Genomic DNA, 20,150 nt, shown 5'->3' with positions numbered 1-20,150 from the left:
GATCCGGCTGACCGGTCCGTCCCGGCGGATCGACCCACGAATTCACGCAGCCCGGGGGGACATCGCCGACGTCGCGCTCGCCGATCGCGTGTTCGCGCCGCATTATGCGCTGCCGCTGGAGCATGGCTGCGCGGCAGTGTCGGCGCCGATCCGCGCCGAACCGTCGCTGGAGGCCCGCGCCGTCTCCGAGCTGCTGCGCGGCGAGGGCTTTGCGGTGGTCGACGTGGCGGGTGGCTGGGCCTGGGGCTACAGCCTGCACGATCATTATGTCGGCTATGTCGCGCTTGATGCGCTTGGCACACCGCTGGCGGCGACGCACCGCGTGAGCGCGCCGGCCGGCTACCTGTTCTCCGCACCCGACATCAAGGCGCCGATCGTCGCCCGCCTGCCGATGGGCGTGCTGCTGGCCGGCACGTCGGGCGATGCCTTTCTCGATACGGCGGAGGGCTTCGTCCACATGCGCCACGTTCGGGCGCTCGATGACGATGAGGCCGATTACACCGGCGTCGCCGAACGGCTGATCGGCGCACCCTATCGCTGGGGCGGGCGCAGCGGCGACGGGCTGGACTGTTCCGGCCTCGTGCAGACGGCTCTCGCCGCTGCCGGCATCGCCGCCCCGCGGGACAGCGACCAACAGGCCGCGCTCGGCGAGGAGATTGCCGAGGGCGAGGCGCTGCGGCGGGGCGACCTGATCTTCTTCCCCGGCCATGTCGGCATCATGGCCGACGAGGCGACACTGCTCCACGCCAACGCCTTCTGGATGGCGACTGTCGCGGAGCCGCTCGATGACGTTGTCGCCCGGCTGGCGCCCGCCTACATGCAGCCGGTGACGGCGCGGAGGCGGCTATGAAGGTTTTTATCGACGGCGCGGCCGGCACCACCGGCCTGGAGATTCGCGAGCGGCTGACCGGACGTCCGGAGCTTGAGCTGCTCACCCTGCCGGATGAGCGGCGCAAGGATGCCGGCGCGCGCGCCGAAGCGCTGAACGCGGCCGACCTCGTCATCCTCTGCCTGCCCGACGATGCGGCGCGCGAGGCGGTGGCGCTGATCGACAATGATCGCACCCGCATCGTCGATGCCTCGACCGCGCATCGCACCGCGCCGGGCTGGGCTTATGGTTTCCCCGAGCTTGAGCCGGGCGGGGCGGCGGCGATCGCGGGATCGACGCGGATCTCCAATCCGGGCTGCTATCCGACCGGCTTTCTTGCGCTGGTGAGGCCCCTGGTTCGCGCCGGCATCATCTCCGTGGACCTCGCCGTCACGGTGAACGCCACCTCGGGCTATTCCGGCGGCGGCAAGGCGATGATCGCCGACTTCGAGGATCCCTCGGCGCCCGGCGCCACCGGTACCGGTTTCCGCATCTATGGCCTCGATCTGGCGCACAAGCATGTGCCGGAAATGCGCCAGCACGCCGGCCTCACCCACTCGCCCTTGTTCGCGCCGGCGGTGGCACGCAGCTATCGCGGCATGCTGGTCGAGGTGCCGCTGCCGCTTGCCTATCTGAATGGGGGCGTCCGGGAGATCAGGCAGACGCTGGGCGATGCCTATTCAGGCAGCCGGCTGATCTCGTTGCAGGAGCGGCCGGAGAGCGGCACGCTGACCCTGGAGCGCTGCGCCAGCACCGATCGCATCGAGCTGTTCGTGTTCGCCAACGAGGCCGCGGGACAGGTGCGGCTGGTTGCGGCGCTGGACAATCTCGGCAAGGGCGCTGCCGGCGCCGCGGTGCAGAACGGCAATCTGGCGCTTGGCCTTAACGAGACGGCGGGGCTGCGGCTTTAGGCGCCGACGAGCGCCTACATCTCCCCGCGCGACCGCCTGATCGCATACCATTTGGCGACATTGGCATTATGCTCCGCCAGCGTGTCGGCGAAGACGTGGCCGCCCTTGCCGTTGGCGACGAAGTAGAGCGCCTTGCTATCCGCGGGCGCCAGCACCGCTGCGATCGAATCGCGCCCGGGATTGGCGATCGGCCCGGCCGGAAGGCCGGGCTCCGCATAGGTGTTGTAGCCGTTCTTGGCGCGCAGCTCCGACACGCGGATGCGGCGCCCGAGCGGCTTGCCCCGGGTGATCGGGTAGATGACGGTCGGGTCCGCCTGGAGCGGCATGCCGAGCCGCAGCCGGTTGGCATAGACGGCGGCGACCATCGGCCGCTCGGCAGCGACGCCGGTTTCCTTCTCGACCACCGAGGCGAGGATGATCGCCTCGCGCGGGGTCTTGACCACGGTGTCGGGGCGACGCTTCGCCCACAGCGCGGCGAGTTCCTTGTCCATCGCCGCCTGCATGCGCTTGAGCACGGCGGCGCGGGCCTCGCCGCGCTCGAAGCTGTAGCTGTCAGGGAGGACGGAGCCTTCCGCCGGCACGGTGACCGGGCCGGCCAGCAAGGGTTCGGCGGCAAGCTTCTCGGCGACCAGCACCGACGGCATTCCCTCGGGCACATTGATCAGGCGGCGGACCGGCTGGCCATGCTGGAGGATGTCGAGGATGCGCGAGGCGCTGGCATGGGCCGGCAGCTCGAACTCGCCGGCCTTGATCGGATCATGCGCGCCGAGCCGCGTCGCCAGCCGGCGAAACCAGTCCGCCGACCGGATCGCGCCGGCCCGTTCCAGCTGTCGTGAGGCGGTGATGATCGTCGAGCCGTCCGCGATCGTCACCGTCGCCGGCCTGGCGAGGGGGCCTTCGGCCCACCAGAAACGCCAGACGGTGCCCAGTCCGACCACCGCCGCCACGATCAGCAGCAGCAGGAGAACGCGGACCGGGCGGCGCATCCTATTCGGCCGGCTTGAAGATTAGGCTGGCGTTGGTGCCGCCGAAGCCGAAGCTGTTGTTGAGCACGGCGCGCACCTGCCGCTTCTTGGCGACGAGCGGTACCAGGTCGACCCCCTCGCAGCTCTCGCTCGGATTATCGAGGTTGAGGGTCGGCGGCACGATCTGGTCGCGCATGGCGAGGATGCAGAAGATCGACTCCACCGCCCCGGCCCCGCCGAGGAGATGCCCGATCGCCGACTTGGTCGACGACATCGAGATATGGCCGATCTGATCACCGAACAGGCGGCGGACGGCGCCCAGCTCCAGCTCGTCGCCGAGCGGCGTCGAAGTGCCATGGGCGTTGACATAGTCGATGTCGGCCAGCGTCAGGCCGGACTTCTTCAGGGCCATTTCCATCGAGCGGAACGCCCCCGAGCCTTCCGGGTGCGGGGCGGTCACATGATAGGCATCGCCCGACAGGCCGTAGCCGACCAGCTCGGCATAGATCTTGGCGCTGCGCGCCTTGGCCCGTTCATATTCCTCGAGCACGACGACGCCTGCGCCCTCGCCCATGACGAAGCCGTCGCGGTCGCGATCATAGGGGCGGCTGGCCTTTTCCGGCTGATCATTGAAAGCGGTGGACAGCGCCCGCGCCTGCGCGAAGCCGGCGATGCCGAGCGGGCAGATCGCGCCCTCCGCGCCGCCGGCGAGCATCACGTCGGCGTCGCCGAGCGCGATCATCCGCGCGGCGTCGCCGATCGAGTGGGCGCCGGTCGAGCAGGCGGTGACGACCGCGTGATTCGGGCCCATCAGCCCATATTTGATCGAGACCTGACCGGAGATCAGGTTGATCAGCCGGCCATGCACGAAATGCGGGGAAACGCGGCGCGGCCCCTTCTCGTGCAGCACGATCGATTCGTGCTCAATGCCGGGCAGGCCGCCAATGCCCGCGCCGATCGACAGGCCGGCGCGCAGCCGCTCCGTCTCGGACATTCCGGTGAGGCCGGCGTCCTCGAGTGCCTGACCGGCAGCGTCGATGCCGTAGATGATGAACGGGTCGACCTGGCGCTGCACCTTGTGGTCGACGCGCTTGTTGGGATCGAAGCCCCAGGGGTGATCGGCCGGCTTCACCTCGCAGGCCACCCGGCATGCCTGGTCGGAAGCGTCGAAGCGGGTGATGGGGCCGGCACCCGATTTGCTGGCGATGAGGTTGGCCCAGGCGGTTTCCACGTCGGCGCCGAGCGGCGTCACGAGACCCAATCCAGTCACTACAACGCGGCGCATCCACGTTCTCCTTGGGGCATTATCGGCTGAGAATGGAAACGGCTCCCCGGAGGTTCCGGGGAGCCGTCATTGAATCCGCGGCTCGCCCGTCACCGGGCCTGAAAGCCGTCAGCCTTTATTGTTGTCGATGTAGCTGATGGCGTCCTTCACCGTCGTGATCTTCTCGGCGGCGTCGTCCGGGATCTCGACCCCGAACTCTTCTTCGAACGCCATCACCAGCTCCACGATGTCGAGGCTGTCGGCACCGAGGTCGTCGATGAAGCTCGCGTCCTCGGTCACCTTCTCCTGCTCGACGCCCAGATGCTCGACGACGATCTTCTTCACGCGCTCGGCGGTCTCGCTCATGTCCCGTTACCTTTCATCAGGCCTGTTTTGCCGTGCCCTAAACGTAGCCTAGCATGCTGGCAATAGGTCAGACCTCGGCGGCTTCCCCTTGGCGGCCCGGATCGCCGCCTTGAGCGTCACTGAGCTGGCGCGCCTTGGCCCTCAGCTCGTCCGCATAGTCAAGCAGACGACGCGCAACGTCCTGATCGGTGATGGTGCCCGCCATCATCCGATAGCGTTCCGCGGTCGACTGCAAGATTCGCACACGCTCCATGGACAAGACCCGTACCAATTCCCTGAAGATGAATGGTTCGACCGGCGGTCCTAACGAATTTCTACCCGTTTCTGTGCCCGAGGACATCCCCGATCCTCCGCCTCCTGGGGATTTTCTTGGGGAAAACCTGTAGATCGGGCAATTTCTGCGGTAGAACGAAAGATGTTCGCCGGTAAGCACACGGCGGCCTTCACCTGGCCGCCCACCCTCGGGAATGCCTCATAAGCGGCCTGACTGGCGCGAATCAATCGCATCAAGCACGAACGTCCCGCAGTGGCACACCCAGCCAGCGCGCGAGCCCGGGCAGATGGGGCAGCACCAGGCGCTCGACCAGCCACAGCAGGAGCAGCGAGGCGGCGAGCAGCGGCAGCAGCGCCGCCAGCGCCAGCAGAATCAGCGCCACGCCGCCGATGCGCGCCGGCACGCTGGCCGGTGGCGGGGCGCCAAGCGCGTCTTGCGGTTTGCGCCGTCGCCACAGCACGAAGCCGCTTACCGCCATCGTCAGCAGCCCGATCGCGGTGAGCACGCCGATCAGCTGGTTCACCCAGCCGAACAGCTGCCCCTCATGCCAGGCGATGCCATAGCCCACGACGCGATCGGCGAGATGGCCATCGGCAAAGCCCTCGCGGGACAGCTCGCGCCCGGTGGCGGCGTCGTAGGTGATGCTGGCGCGCAAGGGGCGGTTCTGCGCGTCGGAACGGACGCTCCACACCATTGCCCCGGGCCGGCCGAAGGCGCCGGGTGCGCCCGGCGGGGTCACGATCACCGGGAAGGCAAGCCGCGCCTGCGCCGCGCTTGCGACCATCGCGTCGAGGCCGGCGGGGGCGCTGGCCGGCTCCATCGACGCCATCTGCATCATCGCGGCGTGATCATGTCCGGCATGGGGATCGTTGACCTCGTCGACCGGCGCCTCGCCACCGATCGTCCAGTCCTGCGGCCCCTTGACCCAGCCGAGTTCGGTACGCGCCGCCTTGAAGGCGCTGCCCCATAGCCCGGCCCAGGGCAGGCCGGTGGTGAGCAGCACCAGCACCAGCGCCGATATCCAGAAACCGGTGACGGCGTGCAGGTCGCGCCAGAACATCCTGCGGCCGGCGCCAAGGCGCGGCCAGAGCACCCCGGCGAGTCCCCGCCCCCGCGGCCACCACAGGTAGAGGCCGGAAAGCACCAGCACGATCGCCCAGCTCGCCGCCAGCTCGACCAGCCAGCTGCCGCGCTTGCCGAGCAGCAGCTCGCCATGGATGCGCTTGTCCAGTTCCATCAGCCGCGCGTCGGGATCGAGGCTGCCAAGCACCCTGCCCTGCGGCGAGACGAACACGTCGCGCATCGCCCGGCCATCGGCCAGCGCGAGATGGACCATCGGCGCGTCACCCGGCCGCTCCGGAAGGCGATAGGCGTTGAAGCGGCCCCCGGGGAACGCGGCGAGGGCTGCCGCCACCTGCCGCTCTGCCGACACCGCGCCGGTGCCCGGCAGGCCCTGAAAGGCGCGTTCCTCCCAGCGCTCCACCTGCGGCTTGAACAGGTAGAAGCTGCCGGTCACCGACAGCAGCAGCACGAACGGGATCACCAGCAGCCCGGCGTAGAAATGCCAGCGCCAGATCGTGCGATAAAGGCCGGCCCGGTCGAAAGCGGTCGATAGCGTGCGCATCGTCATCACCATTTCGCCTTGATGTCGGCCACGAACGTCCGCTGCGGCAGCGGATGCGAGACGTAGGCCCGGTCGTTGAGGAGGTTGTCGACGCCCGCGCTCAGCTCCAGCGTCTTGCTGATCGCCCAGGAGGCGCGGGTGTCGACGAAGAAATATTCGGTCTGGAAGCCATAGGCGCCGCCACGCTGCAGCCCGAACAGGTCCGAATTGGGCCGCGAAGCGTAACGCCAGCCGAGCGACAGCTTCACCGGCCCGGCGAGGCGATAGCGAATATTGCCATTGGCCCGCCAGCGCGGGATGCGCGGGAATTGCACGCCCTCCGCCGCCGGATTGGCGCGGTTGCGCACGGTTTCCGCGTCGGTCCAGGCGGCATTGGCATCGATATCGAGCCCGTCGAGGAAGTTCTTGGCCTCGAGGATCAGCTCCACGCCATATTGCCGGACCCGGTCGACATTCTTGTACGAGGTGACGACGGTGCCGAACTGGTTGAGCCCGCTGAAGCTGAAGATGGCGTCGTCGATGGACTGGTAGAAGACGCTCGCCGTCGCCCGCACCCGGCCGAAGCGCCGCGCCAGGACAAGATTGGCGTCCTTTGATTTCTCCGGCTTGAGATTCGGATCGAAGCTTTGCGGATCGATTGCCCGCAGGTCGGTGTCGAAGCGGCCCTGGAACAGCTCGCCCACGGTCGGGAAGCGGGTCGCCGTGCCGAAGCTCAGTTGCAGGTCGATCTCGCCGGGCAGCCGGCCCTGAAGGCTGAGCTTAGGGCTGATCGAATCGTCCCGGCGGCTGGGGTAACGGGAATCGACCCGTGTTCCGCCGAAGATGACCCCGCTGATCGCCCCGCCGAACGCCCGCCAGCGATCATAACGCACCCCACCGGTGAGGGTGAATGCGCCCAGCGCCCAGCCATCCTCCAGCCACAGGCCCCACAGGCTTGTCTTGCCGCCGGTCGCGGCGGTGAACAGCGGCGCGGCGGCGCTGCGCCAATTGGCGGTGGCATAGCTGTCCTGCGCGGTCTCGTAGAGGCTGGCGTTAAGCCCGAAGGCGAGCTTGTGCGCGCCGATCCGACGTTCGGCGGTGACGTCGCCGCTCCACCAGCCGGGATTATCCTGCACCGCCTGCGTGCCGGCGCCGAACGACCGGCCGGTGGCGTAGTTGTTGGAGGTGCGGCTGTCCGCGTGGGGGATCCAGTAGCGCGACAGATTGGTGGAGATGTCCCACCCCGCGATCGGGCCGTCGAGCTTGAGGCCGGCAAGATATTCGGTGCGGCGGCTGACCGAAGAGTTGAGGCCGGTGGCGTTCCACACCTGCCCCTCATAGGAAACGCGGCCCTGATAGACCGGGTCGCCGGCGGCATTGGTAAGGAAGCTGCGCGGATCGGTGAGGTCCTGCCGGGTCTTCCAGACGAAGCCGAGCGCCTCGATCAGCCAGTCGCCTGCCTGATAGCCGATGCGCAGGCGCGCCTGATCCTGCGCCACATCGACGGGGGAGGCGGCGCCGAACACCGGCGCGGACAGGCGCGCATCGTCATAGGCACCGGTCACGGGGATGGCCGCCCCTGCTCCGCTCGCCGGGCTGAGCAGGTTGTAGGTCATCGACTGGCCGGTATTGGCGAAGTGGCGGAAGCTGCCGCGGATACGCCATGGCCCATCCCGCTGCGTCCACGAGGCGCCGCCCTCGACACTGTACCCCGCGAAGCTTTCGTCGATGCCATAGTCCTTGAACGGCATGACGAAACTCTGCGCCGTGCCGTAGATGGCGGTGCCCTCCGGCGCGTCGGTGGTGACGGAGATGACGCCGCCCATCGAATTGCCGCCATAGCGGGCCGAATAGGGACCGTAGACGATGTCGAACTGGCGCACCTCGGAAGGGCCGACGACATTCCACTTCGGCGGATAATCATAACGGTTGCCGAGGAAGTTGGAGACGAGAAAGCCGTCGACGAGCACGATCGTGCGGGCGCTCTGCACGGTGTTCGCGCCGCGCAGCGCGACCACGGCATTGTCATCCCCGGCGAAGCGCTTGCGCACGTAGAAATTGGGCGCGTACTTCATCAGATCTTCGACATTGACGGCGTTGACGGCATCGAACTCGGCCTTGCCGAGCGAGACGGACAGGCCACGCGGCGCGACCGTGATCGGCGCGTCCTGCTGGCCGATGACGAGGATGGCGTCGTCGCCCGGCTGGCCCGGGCCTTCGCCAGCAAAGGCGGGCGCCGCGGCCACACCGGCCGCGAGCGCGAGGAAACAGATGGTTTTCAAGGGAAGCCCCCATGTCCGACAGCATGAAACGAGCGACGAACGGGCGTCGCGCGTGGCGGTCAGAGGGTGGGCGGCGGGCCGATCGCCGGCGGCGGCGGGGCAGCGAGCCGGTGGACGGTGAGGTCCGCCAGCGCCGCGCCGAAGGGCAGCGTCACCGCGTGAACCAGCGGCGCGGCCAATCGCGGCGGGACGGCATCGAGCAGGCCCCCGGTGAAGCCGCCCGAGTAAGTACACGGGTGATCGGACGCCTTGTGTTCGTCGGCCGGATGGTGATCGCTGCCGCCGTCACGATCAATGACGATGCTGGCGGGGCCGGCGCCGGTGCAGAGCTGGATGACGACCTTGTCGTCCATCGCCACCGGCATGAAGCCGGAGGGCACCAGGGTGCGAATCAGCAGGACGAGGAAAGCCAGCGCGACGAACAGGTCGCGCGACGCCCTCGATTGCCGGATCCCCGCGGTCATGGGCGGCGATTACGCCACATCGGCGGGGTTGTCACTCACCGGGGCGATAACGGCGCCGGGCGTGGCTGGCGAGATCGTCCGGATAGAAATAAACCGGGCGGAGGTCGCCGCTGGCATAGCGCTGGATCTGGTCGGAGAAATGCGGCGAGGCCGGATCGCCGCTCTCGCCACCGACGGACACCGCCCGCGCCGTCACCTTCGGGCCGAACTCGACGGCGGCGACGAAGCTGTTGCCGCTGGTACCGTAGAAGCGCTTCGTGCCCGGATAGCGGCGCGCGCCGAACGACGCGAGCGAGCCCCATTGCGCCGAGGCGAACGGCACCGGCACGCTCGGCTTGGCGTCGTCGAACTGCTGGACGATGGCGGCGTCGTTGCGCTGGTAGCGATTGACCTCGCCCCACGGCACCCGCCACTCGCCGAAATCCTGTTTCAGCCGCGCCACCGCCTGCGACAGCGCCGCCAGCGTGCTGTCGTCCGGCATGGCATCGGCCATGATGTCATAGCGCGACATGCCCTTGTGGGCGGGCAGTCGCTCGGTCGCCTCGCGCCACATGTTCTCGCCCCAGAACACCGCAAGCGTGGTGGCCGTGGAGTCGCCCGCCCAGCGCTGGTCCCAGCCGCGCAGCAGGGCGATCGGCGCGGCAAGCTCGGCGCGGCGCGAATCGCCCGCCGGAAGCCCTTCATAGGCGCGCAGCAGCGCCGGCATCATCCGCGTGAAGGCGGGCAGCCAGCTATCATAGGCGCCGGTTATGAGCGACGGCAGGGTAAAGTCCTTGATCCCGTCCAGCACCCTGATCGCATGTTCGGCGCGCGGGTTCTCGCCGACCTGATCGAGATAGCGCGGGAAGGCGGCCGCCTTGATGCTGTCCTTGCCGGCGGCCGACCATGGCCAGTCATTGGTGTTGAACACCCAGCCATTGGCCGGATTGACGAGTCGCGGCAGCTCGTCGAGCCGGTGCAGGCCTTTCCAGTCGGTGGCCGGGTCGCTGCCGTCGACCGGCCTGGTATAGTCGAAGCGATTGTCGCGGACCGGCATGAATTGCGGCGTCAGGAAGGCGATCGTGCCGCGGTCGTCGGCATAGAGGGTGTTGTTCGAGGAATTGGCCTTGAGCTCGGCGACCTTGCTGAAGGCGGCGTAATTGGTCGCCTTGGTGCGCAGGAAGCTCTGCTCCAGCGCCGCCACCGGCCGGTACATCATCGCAAAGGCGATCCACTTGCCGTCGGCCTCGCGCACGATCGGCCCGTGATGGGTGCGATAGACGGTGAAGCGACGCGTGCCGGCGTCCTTCACCTTCAAGGTGACGGTGGCGGTGGTTACCGGCCGCTCCCCCGTGCCGTAGCGGTAGAAGAGCTTGTCGCCCCTGTGGACGATCGTCTCGGCGAACTCGTCGACATTGTCGACACCGGCCGAGGTATGCATCCAGCCGGCATGGGCATTGAAGCCCTGATAGATGAAGAACTGGCCCCACGTCGCCGCGCCATAGGCGTTGAGCCCGGTGTCGCTCGTCATCTGCAGCTCGGAACGGAAGAAGAAGCTGGTGTGCGGGTTGATCAGCAGCAGCGCGTGGCCGCCCTGCGTGTTGCCCGGCGCGATGGCGATGCCGTTCGAGCCCTGCGGCTCGCGGAACACCCGGCCGAGCTCGACATCGGTCATGGCGAGCTTGCGCTTGCCGTAAAAAGCCTCGAGCTGAGACAGCGGAATGCGCTCGATGTCGCCGCCGATCGAGCCCTCGCTGAACGACAGCGCCATCCATGGCTCGAATCGGGTGAGCACCCGGGCCTTGCCGGGATGAGTGGCGAGATAGAAGTTCAGCCCGTCCGCCCAGGCCTGCATCAGCGTCTTCAGCCACGCCGGGCTCCTGGCGTAATCGGCCTTGAGAGCGACGGGGTCGATGTAGAGCCGCTGGCGCAGATCCTGCCACACCGCCTTCTCGCCTTCGGCCTCGGCGAGGCGGCCGAGATTGACGAGATAGTTGGTCTCGATGCGGTTGAAGTCGTCCTCGGCCTGCGCATAGATCATGCCGAACACGGCATCCGCGTCCGTCCGTCCCTTCACATGGGCGATGCCCCAATCGTCGCGGGTGATGGTGACGCGGCTCGCCTGCGCCTTCCAGGCGGCCATGCCCTCGGCAGCCTCGACCGGCGAGCCGGCGAGCGCCAGTGCCGCGAGGATCACGGCGCGTGCTGCGTAGGTCATGAAAGCCCCCCCTCCCCATTGCGTGCCGATATGCTTCGGCATCGGCCGGCATCCTAGCGGCCCCAAGGGATGAATGGTAGCGGAGGAGGGACTTGAACCCCCGACACGCGGATTATGATTCCGCTGCTCTAACCAGCTGAGCTACTCCGCCCCGAGGCGAGGGGCGCCCTATAACAGGGCGGACCATGCGGTCAACTGCCCTCTCGCACCGCCTCCTTCGCGATTGCGGAACCCGCTGCCATGGATCACGTTGAGGGCGCGTTATCCGGCAGACGAGGCACGCATGGCATTGGACCTATCCATCTCACTGGAGACCATCTGCCGCCTGATCATCCGCGGCCGCGAGATGGAGGCGCAGGTTCCCGGCACCGATCCCGACAATGAGGATGAGCCCGACGACGTCGATGACGAGTTCGCCGTGCTCGACGATGACATCAACGAAGCGGTCGAGGAGGAGATGCGCTCGGCGCTGGAGGACCTGGCGGACGACCAGATCGCCGAGGTGCTGGCGCTCGCGCTGATCGGGCGCGGCACCTATGACGCCTCCGAATGGGATGAGGCGCTGGAAGCCGCCAACGATCCCGATGCGGAAGACCCGGTGGAACGCCTGCTCGAGATGCCGATGCTGTCGGCCTATCTCGATTCCGGCCTCGCCGCATTCGACCTGAGCTGCGAAGGCATCGGCCAGATCGACTAGCCGCGAAACGCCCAGCGGCCCAGCGGCGCCCAGGGCCCGCCGCGATATTCCCAGGCGCCGAGGCCGGCGATGGCCAGCGGGCGGTTCTCGAATCGTCCGGCCAGAGCGTGCTGGAGCGCGCGGGCCTCGGCGGCGGGCACCTTGTTCTGGATGGTGACGTGCGGGCGCCAGGCAGCGCGGTCCTGCGGGATGAGCATGCCGGCAAACGCGTCGGCCAGCTCCGCGCGTATCGTCTCCAGGCCCGGCGAGCGGACGCGCAGCGCGGTGCCGCCGCCGAGATTGATCGTTCCGGCGAGGATCGCGGCGGGCGGCGGCCCGGCCGCCATGCGCCGCACCTGCCCGCTCAGCGCGTCCTCCAGCGAGGGCGGTAGATGGTGGAACAGGGTGAGATGGGCGGGCACCCGGTCGCGGCCGGGCGGGTAGTGCGCCCGCCGGAGACCGTCCAGCAGGGCGTGGTCGGCCGCGCTGAACAAAGCTGTTAAAATGATCGGGCCGCGCATATCCGTTTCAAAAAATCGGGTCGCCGCGAAATTTCAACATAGCACTTGGCAAGCGGCCTGCCCTCTCCCCAGATGCTCGCCATAACAGACTCGCGGATTGTCAGGAGAGCTCGGAGCATGATCGAATTCTACACCGCCGCGACTCCCAACGGCTACAAGGTGGCGATCATGCTGGAGGAGACGGCGCTGCCCTACACGCCGCATTTTCTCACTCTGTCCGACAATGAGCAGAAACAGCCGGATTTCCTGGCGATCAACCCCAATGGTCGCATCCCCGCGATCGTCGATGATGGGTTTGCGGTGTTCGAGTCGGGGGCGATCCTGCTTTATCTCGCCGAGAAGACCGGGCGCTTCCTGTCGTTCGACCCGAGGCAGCGCAGCGTCGCCGTACAATGGCTGATGTGGCAGATGGGTGGGCTGGGGCCGATGATGGGCCAGCTCAACGTCTTCAAACGCTATTTCCCCGAGCAGATCCCCGCCGCCATCGCCCGCTATGAGCGGGAAAGCTACCGCCTGTTCGGCGTGATGGACGGACGACTCGCCGAGCATGAATATCTCGCCGGCGCTGACTATGGCGTGGCGGACATGGCGGCATGGCCGTGGGTGGCGATCCATGGGTGGCCGGGGCTCAGCCTCGAGGCTTATCCGCATCTTGCCCGCTGGCATGACGCGATCGCCGCCCGGCCCGCCGTGCAGCGCGCCCAGCAGGTGCCGCCCCGCCCTTCCGCCACTGTCGAAGACGATCGGGTGCGCACCGAGCGGGCACGGGCGATCCTGGTCTGATCGCTAGATCTCGACCTGGCTGCCCAGCTCGACGACGCGATTGGTCGGCAGGCGGAAAAACTCCATCGCGCTTTCGGCGTTGCGCATCATCCAGCCGAACAGACGTTCCCGCCACAAGGCCATTCCCGGCCGCGACGAGGCGAGCAGTGTCTGGCGGGCGAGGAAGAAGCTCGTGTCCATCATGCGGAACTGCGGCCCGCATTGGGTGACCAGCGCCAGCGCCGCCGGCACGTCCGGATCCTCGATGAACCCGTAACGGAGCACGACGCGGTAGAAGCCCTCACCGAGATCGGTGAAGTCCACCCGCTTGCTGCGCTCGACATAGGGCACGTCCTCGATGCGGACGGTGAGCAGGATGACGCGCTCGTGCAGCACCTTGTTGTGCTTGAGATTGTGGAGCAGCGCGTGCGGCACGCCGTCCGACGCGGTCGTCATGAACACCGCGGTGCCGGGCACCCGCACCGCCGAATTGACCGCCGACTGGACGAACACCTTCACCGGGATCGCCGCCTCGCGCAGCCGATCCAGCATCAGCCGGCGGCCCTTCGCCCAGGTGGTGAGCATGGTGAAGGTGATCAGGCCGACGAGCAGCGGGAACCAGCCGCCATCCACCACCTTGGTCAGGTTCGACGAGAAATAGGCGCCATCCACCACCAGGAACAGCAGCGCCACCGGCACCGCCATCCACAATGGCTTGTTCCACACGCGATAGAGCAGCACGCCGAGCATGCAGCTGGTGATGAACATCGTGCCGGTGACGGCGATGCCATAGGCGGCGGCGAGGTTGGTCGAGTTGCGGAAGCCGAGCACCAGCCCCAGCACCATGATCATCAGCCCCCAGTTGAGCGCGGGGATGTAGATCTGCCCGATCCGGCTGGCGCTGGTGTGGGCGATGCGCAGGCGCGGCATGAAACCGAGCTGGATCGCCTGCTGGGTGACGGAGAAGGCGCCGGTGATCACCGACTGGCTGGCGATCACCGTCGCCAGCGTGGCGAGGATCACCAGCGGCAGGCGCCATTCATCCGAGGCGAGCAGGAAGAAGGGGCTGCTCTGTGCGGCCTCGGGATGATTGGCGAGCAGCGCGGTCTGGCCGAGATAGTTGAGGATCAGCGACGGGAAGACCAGATAAAGCCAAGCGAGCGTGATCGGCCGGCGCCCGAAATGGCCCATATCCGCATAGAGCGCCTCAGCCCCGGTCACCGACAGGATCACCGCGCCCAGCGCGAGAAAGGCCAGCATCCCGTCCGCCGCGAAGAACCGCACCGCCCACATCGGGTTGAGCGCGGTGAGCACCTCCGGCCGATAGGCGATGTTGATCGCGCCGAGCACCGCCAGCGTCAGGAAATAGGCCAGCATCACCGGCCCGAACAGCTTGCCGACCCATTCCGTGCCCCGCGCCTGGAGCAGGAACAGGGCGATCAGCAGGACGACGGCGATCGGCACGACGAAGGGCTCGAGGCCGGCCTGCACGGTCGTCAGCCCTTCCACCGCCGACAGCACCGAAATCGCCGGCGTGACCATGGAATCGCCATAGAAGAGCGCGGTGGCGAACACGCCCAGCATGACCAGGCTCGACGACCAGCGCTTGGCGCCGGAGGCGCGCTGGATGAGGGCGAGCAGCGCCATCGAGCCGCCCTCGCCCTTGTTATCGGCGCGCATGATCAGCGCGACATATTTGAACGTGACGATCACCGTCATCGTCCAGAAGACGAGGCTGAGCACGCCATAGACGTGCAGCACATCCGGAAACAGCGGATGATGGCCGTCGAACGCCTCTTTCAGCGAATAGAGCGGGCTGGTGCCGATATCGCCGAACACCACGCCAATCGCGCCCAGCGCGAGGGCGGGCGTGCCTTGCCGGGAATGGCCATGCAACTCATGACCGTGTGCGGGCTGATCGATACCCGGCGTGGCGGAGGCGTCGGCGCTCATCGGCGTGGGCCAGCGCAGCCATGGAAACAACAAGCCAGTCCCGCAACCATGTCGGCGGTCAAGTCCCCAAAGCCGCCCCCATGCGGCAGGCCGGCGCCCCTAGCATGGGGCATTCTGCACCGCAACGGGACCGGCGGCCAGTGGAACATCACAAGAACTCGCTTCCCTGGCTCATCCGGCTCAAATGGTCGAGCGCGACAATGGATGCGCCGTCGCCGATTATCGCTGCAATTGAGCCTCGGCCTCGGCGATGCGCTTCTCGATCTCGGCCCGCCAGGCGACGGTCGGCGGAGTACGGGCGAGCAGGGCACGCCAGATCTCCAGCGCCTGATCGACCTGCCCCGACTGGGCGTAGGAAAGGGCAAGGAAATAGGGCGGTCCGGGGTGATCGGGGGCGAGCTGCGCGGCGCGTTCGAAGGCGAGACGCGCGGCCGGCGAGACCATCCCGTCGCCCGCCAATACCAGCGCGTTGCCAAGCCCGACCCACAGATTGGCGTCGCGCGGCCGCTCCTTGAGGCCGGACTTGATCGCGATCACGGATTCTCGATCACGCCCCATGCGATGCAGCGCGTCGGCAAAGTCGAGCCACTGGGCCGACGTGCCGAAGCGTTGCAAAAGCGCGCCGCGTTGCTGGGCAAAGGCGCTGTCCGGCTGCATGCCGATGTCGCGCGGGCGGGTCGGCTGGCCGGGCTCGCCGGGCGAGCCCTGCCACGCATAGCCGGCGATACCGAGGAGCAGCGCCGCCAGCGCCAGCTCCCGCGCCGATCCGGACAGCCGCCCGAACCGGATCAACGCCACGGCCACGGCCACCGCCAGCACGACGAGGATCACCCATCCGGTCATGTCCGACGCCTCCGCTTGAGCGAGCCGCGGGCGATGACGGTGCCGGCCACCAGTAGCAGGATCGGCGCGCCCCATAGCGGCCAGGTCACCGGCTCGACCGGCGGGGCGTAGCTCACCCAGTTGCCGTAGCGGGCGATCAGCCATTGGCGGATATCCTCCGGCTTCTCCCCGGCCTGGATGCGGCGGCGCACCAAAGCCCGCATGTCGCCGGCGATCTCCGCATCCGAATCGGCGATCGACTGGCCCTGGCAGACGAGGCAGCGCAACGTCACCATCAGCGCCTTGGCCGCCGCCTCCTGCTTCGGATCGGGAAGCTGGGTGTTGGCCAGCGCGGCCGGCGGCAGCGACGAATCGGCGAGGGCCGGCGCGGCGGCGATCAGCGCCAGAGCGATCAGCGCGCGCTTCATTGCGCGGCCTGAAGCGCGGAGAGGATGCCGGGAACGTCCTCCGGCCGGATGTCGCCGATATGCTGATGACGGATCACGCCCTTGCCGTCGATCACGAACGTCTCCGGCACGCCCGACGAGCCGAGCGCCAGCTGAACGCTGCTGTCCTTGTCGTCGGCGATGCGGGCATAGGGATCGCCGTAGCGGGCGAGGAAGCGCGCGGTGTCGGCCGGCCGGTCGCGGATGGCGATGGCGTCGATCGGCACGCCCGCCTCGGCGAGCTGGCGGAGCTGCGGCGCCTCCGCCGCGCAGGGTACGCACCAGCTGGCGAAGACGTTCAGCAGCCGCGGCCGACCCTGCCGGAAATCGGCGGTGGCGAGGCCGGGCTTGCCGGCTTGCGAGGCGGGCAGCGCGAAGTCGGGCAGCGCCTCGCCGATCAGATGGGAGCGGATCGTCGGATCGTTCGGGCGGGTAAGGCCGATGATCGACACCAGGGCCAGCACCGCGAAGATGATCAGCGGAACCCAGATCAGCCGCTTCCTGTTCATGCCAGATACCCTTGCGTCGCGCGTTCGGCGCGCTGGGCGCGGCCGGCGCGACGGATGCGGCCGAACAGCGCCAAGGCCCCGCCGATCGCGATCAGCGCGCCGCCGGCCCAGATCAGGGTGACGAACGGCTTCCACCACAGGCGCAGCTGCCAGCGACCCTGCCCGTCATCCTTGCCGAGCACGGTATAGAGCTGGCCATCGACATGGGTGGCGATGGCGCTTTCGTTGGTCTCCGTCGGCGGGGTCGAGAACATCCGGGCCTGCGGATGCATCACCGTCGGCGGGCCGTCGCCGCGACGTACGGTGAGACTGGCCTCCACCGCCGTCCAGTTCGGCCCGACGACGGGCTCCACCCCGTCGAGGCGGACGCTGTAGGGGCCGACCCGGTGGGTCTCGCCGATGCGCGAGGCGACCAGCGTCTCCTGCGTGAAGGCGCTTTCGGAGGCCATTCCGGCCAGCGACACCGCCACGCCGAGGTGGCTGATCACCATCCCCCAGGTGAACAGCGGCGTGCGGCGCAGATTGCGCTTCCACAGCGGCGCCAGGCTGGCCGCGCCGACACCGGCCGCGGCAACAAGCCCGAGCAGCGGCAGGACATGGATGCCCGGGGCAAGCAGCGCCACCGCCAGCAGCGCCGCCGCCGCCAGCAGCAGCGGCATCGCCACCCGGCGCGCCACCGGCAGGAGATCGTCGCGCCGCCAGCGCATCACCGGCCCCGCCCCCATCACCGCGACGAGGATCAGCGCCAGCGGCCCGGCGGCAGCGTTGAAATAGGGCGGGCCGACGGACAGCTTCTCGCCGCTCACCGCCTCGACGGCGAGCGGGTAGAGCGTGCCGACAAGCACGATGCCGAGGATCGCGGAGAGCAGCAGGTTGTTGACGACCAGCGCCCCTTCGCGGCTGACCATGTCAAAGCGGGAGCCCTCGCGCACGGTGCCGACGCGCAGCGCGAACAGCGCCAGCGCGCCGCCGATATAGATGAGCAGAAGGGCGAGGATGAAGCTGCCCCGGCGCGGATCGACGGCGAAGGCGTGGACCGAGGTGAGGATGCCCGAGCGGACCAGGAAGGTGCCGACCATCGACATCGAGAAAGCGACCACCGCTAGCATCACCGTCCAGGCGCGCAGCCCGTCGCGCGTCGCCAGCACCGTCACCGAATGGAGGAGCGCCGTCGCCGCCAGCCACGGCATCAGCGAGGCGTTCTCGACCGGATCCCAGAACCACCAGCCGCCCCAGCCCAGCTCATAATAGGCCCAGTAGGAGCCGGCGGTGATGCCGAGCGTCAGCAGGATCCACGCGCCCAGCACCCACGGCCGCATCGCGCGGGCGAAATCGGCGCCGACGTCGCGCGTCACCAGCGCGCCGACCGCAAAGGAGAAGGCCACCGACAGGCCGACATAGCCGATGTAAAGCGTCGGCGGGTGGAAGGCGAGGCCGGGATCCTGCAACAGCGGATTGAGGCTCAGCCCCTCGGCGGGCGGCGCCGCCAGCCGCGCGAAGGGATTGGAGGCGAACAGCAGGAAGGCATAGAAGCCGAGGCCGATCACCGCCTGCGCGGCGAGCGTGGCGATCAGGGTGGGTTCGGGCAGCCGGCGCTCGAGCAGGGCGACCGCCCCGCCCGCCACGCCGAGGATCATCACCCACAGCAGCATCGAGCCTTCATGGTTGCCCCAGGTGCCGGCAAACTTGTAGAGCCACGGCGTCGCCGAATGGCTGTTGCGCGCCACCAGCTCGACCGACAGGTCGGTACGCAGGAAGCACAGCACCAGCAGGCCGAAGGCGAGTGCCACCAGCACGCCCTGGACCACCGCCACCGGCCGCACCGCGCCGAGCAGCGCCCCGCCGCCCGGCCGCAACGCCATCGCCCCGAACACGAACTGGAGCAGGGCCAGCGCGGCGGCGAGCCACAGCGCGGCCAATCCCGCCTCGGCGATCATTTCTTGAGGCTCTCGGTCTTGTGCATTTCGCCGGCCATCTGCGGCGGCATGTAGCGTTCGTCATGCTTGGCGAGGATATTGTCGGCGATGAACGTGCCGCCGGGCTCGAAGCGGCCCTCGGCGACCATGCCCGACCCTTCCTTGAACAGGTCGGGCAATATGCCCTTGAACCGCACGGGCACCGCCGTTGCGCCGTCCGTCGCGCGGAAGGTGACGGTGACGCCGTCGGCGGCGCGGGCGATCGAGCCCTGCTCGACCATGCCGCCAAGCCTTATCGCGCGCCCGGCCGGGATGCCGTCCTTCTTCACGTCGCCGGGCGTGTAGAAATAGGCGGCCTGATCGCGGAGCGCCGACATGGCGAGCAGGGCGGCGCCGATGATCGCCGCCACCGCCAGTATGGCGAGGGTCAGCCGCTGGTGCTTGGCTTTCATTTGCGGGTAATGGCCTCTGCCTGGGCCTCGGCGCGACGCATGGCGATATAGCTCCACAGCAGCACGCCTGCGGTGCCGCCGATGCCGATAACATAGCAGGCGATGATGAACGGCCAGTGATTCATGCGCGCGCCATCCGCCGCATGCGGGCCTCCACCTTCTGCCGCGCCAGCATCGTCCGCATCCGCATCAACACCACCGCCGCGAAGATCAGGGTGAGGCCGAGCAGCGAGAATGGCAGCGGCCAAAGGATCGAGCCGTCGATCGAGGATTTGGTGAGGCTGATCGACTGGCCCTGATGCAGCGTGCGCCACCATTCCACCGAATAATGAATGACGGGCAGGATCGCCGAGCCGACCACGCCGAAAATGGCGACGGCGCGATTCTCCTTGCCCTGCTCGTCCGACGCCGCGGCGAACGCGATGAACGCGATGTAGAGGAACAGCAGGATCAGCATCGAGGTCAGCCGCCCGTCCCATTCCCACCACGTCCCCCACGTCGGCCGCCCCCAGATCGAGCCGGTGGCGAGGCAGATGGCGGTGTAGAGCGCGCCGGGCACGGCGACGGCGCGGGCCGCCACCGCCGCCAGCGGATGGCGCCAGATCAGCTGCATCAGGCTCGCCACCGCGATGCCCGACCAGCCGGCCATGCCGAGCCACGCGGTCGGCACATGCAGGTAGAGGATGCGCACACTCTCGCCCTGGAGATAGTCGGGCGGGGTGATGAACAGCCCTGCGCCGAGACCGACAGCGGTCAGCAGCGCGCCGATCCAGCCCAGCCAGGGGGTGAGCGGCCGCGCGATCGACAGGAAACGGGCAGGGTTGGCGAAAATGTGCATCGTGTTCCAGGCGGCTTATCCCAGCTTGCCCGCCGGGGAAAGCCGGCAGCTATTGTGCGGC

At 68.2% G+C, this 20,150-nt stretch carries 21 protein-coding genes and 1 tRNA gene; 4 read left to right on the top strand and 18 right to left on the bottom strand.

Features of this window, described 5'->3' with window-relative positions; genetic code table 11:
- Position 1 precedes the first annotated feature (1 nt).
- Together KOF26_RS13735 and argC are read left to right on the top strand one after the other, a co-directional pair.
- Complete coding sequence (locus KOF26_RS13735) at positions 2–850, top strand: C40 family peptidase (protein ID WP_363182259.1); 849 nt, start codon at positions 2–4, stop codon at positions 848–850.
- A complete protein-coding gene (gene argC, locus KOF26_RS13730; protein ID WP_216326058.1) occupies positions 847–1,779 on the top strand; it encodes an N-acetyl-gamma-glutamyl-phosphate reductase in 933 nt (310 codons plus the stop codon). The genes KOF26_RS13735 and argC overlap by 4 nt, the downstream gene beginning before the upstream one ends.
- 14 nt (positions 1,780–1,793) lie before the next feature.
- Here argC and mltG read toward each other — a convergent pair whose 3' ends face one another.
- The 9 genes from mltG to KOF26_RS13685 form a co-directional block, all read right to left on the bottom strand.
- A complete protein-coding gene (mltG, locus tag KOF26_RS13725) occupies positions 1,794–2,765 on the bottom strand; it encodes an endolytic transglycosylase MltG (RefSeq protein ID WP_216326055.1) in 972 nt (323 codons plus the stop codon).
- A 1-nt stretch (position 2,766) separates the two neighbouring features.
- A complete protein-coding gene (gene fabF, locus KOF26_RS13720) occupies positions 2,767–4,029 on the bottom strand; it encodes a beta-ketoacyl-ACP synthase II (protein WP_216326018.1) in 1,263 nt (420 codons plus the stop codon).
- A gap of 108 nt (positions 4,030–4,137) precedes the next feature.
- Positions 4,138–4,374 carry an acyl carrier protein gene (locus KOF26_RS13715; RefSeq protein ID WP_216326015.1) on the bottom strand — a complete coding sequence of 79 codons (237 nt, stop codon included), beginning with the start codon at positions 4,372–4,374 and terminating at the stop codon, positions 4,138–4,140.
- A 67-nt stretch (positions 4,375–4,441) separates the two neighbouring features.
- On the bottom strand, positions 4,442–4,579 hold the full coding sequence (locus KOF26_RS13710) for a hypothetical protein (RefSeq protein ID WP_216326012.1): 138 nt from the start codon (positions 4,577–4,579) through the stop codon (positions 4,442–4,444).
- Positions 4,580–4,880: 301 nt separating this feature from the next.
- On the bottom strand, positions 4,881–6,278 hold the full coding sequence (locus KOF26_RS13705) for a PepSY-associated TM helix domain-containing protein (protein ID WP_253201440.1): 1,398 nt from the start codon (positions 6,276–6,278) through the stop codon (positions 4,881–4,883).
- Positions 6,278–8,533, bottom strand: a complete 2,256-nt coding sequence (locus KOF26_RS13700) for a TonB-dependent receptor (protein WP_216326009.1) — start codon at positions 8,531–8,533, stop codon at positions 6,278–6,280. The genes KOF26_RS13705 and KOF26_RS13700 overlap by 1 nt, the downstream gene beginning before the upstream one ends.
- A gap of 59 nt (positions 8,534–8,592) precedes the next feature.
- Positions 8,593–8,997, bottom strand: coding sequence for a hypothetical protein (locus KOF26_RS13695; protein ID WP_216326005.1), 405 nt, complete (start codon positions 8,995–8,997; stop codon positions 8,593–8,595).
- 31 nt (positions 8,998–9,028) lie between these two features.
- Positions 9,029–11,194, bottom strand: a complete 2,166-nt coding sequence (locus KOF26_RS13690) for a penicillin acylase family protein (RefSeq protein WP_216326001.1) — start codon at positions 11,192–11,194, stop codon at positions 9,029–9,031.
- A 74-nt stretch (positions 11,195–11,268) separates the two neighbouring features.
- Positions 11,269–11,345: transfer RNA gene (locus tag KOF26_RS13685), tRNA-Met, on the bottom strand.
- A gap of 132 nt (positions 11,346–11,477) precedes the next feature.
- Between KOF26_RS13685 and KOF26_RS13680 the strand changes: the two genes are divergently transcribed.
- Entirely contained in the window at positions 11,478–11,891 is a 414-nt protein-coding gene (locus KOF26_RS13680; RefSeq protein WP_363182253.1) for a DUF3775 domain-containing protein, read from the top strand.
- Here KOF26_RS13680 and KOF26_RS13675 read toward each other — a convergent pair.
- Positions 11,888–12,391 (bottom strand): 2'-5' RNA ligase family protein, encoded by a 504-nt coding sequence (locus KOF26_RS13675; protein WP_216326000.1) that lies wholly within the window; start codon positions 12,389–12,391, stop codon positions 11,888–11,890. The genes KOF26_RS13680 and KOF26_RS13675 overlap by 4 nt on opposite strands.
- A 117-nt stretch (positions 12,392–12,508) precedes the next feature.
- Between KOF26_RS13675 and KOF26_RS13670 the strand changes: the two genes are divergently transcribed.
- Complete coding sequence (locus tag KOF26_RS13670; RefSeq protein WP_216325996.1) at positions 12,509–13,174, top strand: glutathione S-transferase family protein; 666 nt, start codon at positions 12,509–12,511, stop codon at positions 13,172–13,174.
- Between the two features lie 3 nt (positions 13,175–13,177).
- Here KOF26_RS13670 and KOF26_RS13665 read toward each other — a convergent pair whose 3' ends face one another.
- The 8 genes from KOF26_RS13665 to ccmC form a co-directional block, all read right to left on the bottom strand.
- Positions 13,178–15,106, bottom strand: coding sequence for a potassium transporter Kup (locus tag KOF26_RS13665; RefSeq protein WP_216325993.1), 1,929 nt, complete (start codon positions 15,104–15,106; stop codon positions 13,178–13,180).
- 219 nt (positions 15,107–15,325) lie between these two features.
- Positions 15,326–15,949 carry a tetratricopeptide repeat protein gene (locus KOF26_RS13660; protein ID WP_216325990.1) on the bottom strand — a complete coding sequence of 208 codons (624 nt, stop codon included), beginning with the start codon at positions 15,947–15,949 and terminating at the stop codon, positions 15,326–15,328.
- Positions 15,946–16,356: a cytochrome c-type biogenesis protein gene (locus KOF26_RS13655; RefSeq protein ID WP_216325987.1), complete on the bottom strand. Its 411-nt coding sequence runs from the start codon at positions 16,354–16,356 to the stop codon at positions 15,946–15,948. The genes KOF26_RS13660 and KOF26_RS13655 overlap by 4 nt, the downstream gene beginning before the upstream one ends.
- Positions 16,353–16,883, bottom strand: coding sequence for a DsbE family thiol:disulfide interchange protein (locus KOF26_RS13650; protein WP_216325984.1), 531 nt, complete (start codon positions 16,881–16,883; stop codon positions 16,353–16,355). The genes KOF26_RS13655 and KOF26_RS13650 overlap by 4 nt, the downstream gene beginning before the upstream one ends.
- Positions 16,880–18,820, bottom strand: a complete 1,941-nt coding sequence (locus KOF26_RS13645) for a heme lyase CcmF/NrfE family subunit (RefSeq protein ID WP_216325982.1) — start codon at positions 18,818–18,820, stop codon at positions 16,880–16,882. Before KOF26_RS13645 ends, KOF26_RS13650 begins: the two co-directional genes overlap by 4 nt.
- On the bottom strand, positions 18,817–19,251 hold the full coding sequence (ccmE, locus tag KOF26_RS13640) for a cytochrome c maturation protein CcmE (RefSeq protein ID WP_216325979.1): 435 nt from the start codon (positions 19,249–19,251) through the stop codon (positions 18,817–18,819). The genes KOF26_RS13645 and ccmE overlap by 4 nt, the downstream gene beginning before the upstream one ends.
- On the bottom strand, positions 19,248–19,376 hold the full coding sequence (locus tag KOF26_RS17340; RefSeq protein WP_301183145.1) for a hypothetical protein: 129 nt from the start codon (positions 19,374–19,376) through the stop codon (positions 19,248–19,250). Before KOF26_RS17340 ends, ccmE begins: the two co-directional genes overlap by 4 nt.
- Complete coding sequence (ccmC, locus tag KOF26_RS13635; RefSeq protein WP_216325976.1) at positions 19,373–20,089, bottom strand: heme ABC transporter permease CcmC; 717 nt, start codon at positions 20,087–20,089, stop codon at positions 19,373–19,375. Before ccmC ends, KOF26_RS17340 begins: the two co-directional genes overlap by 4 nt.
- Between the last annotated feature and the right edge of the window lie 61 nt (positions 20,090–20,150).

Origin of the sequence: Sphingomonas quercus, assembly GCF_018863195.1 — a bacterium.
In the GTDB taxonomy this organism is placed as follows: domain Bacteria; phylum Pseudomonadota; class Alphaproteobacteria; order Sphingomonadales; family Sphingomonadaceae; genus Solisphingomonas; species Solisphingomonas quercus.
Note: the sequence above shows the minus strand (reverse complement) of the source record. Positions and strands in the feature narration are given on the sequence as shown.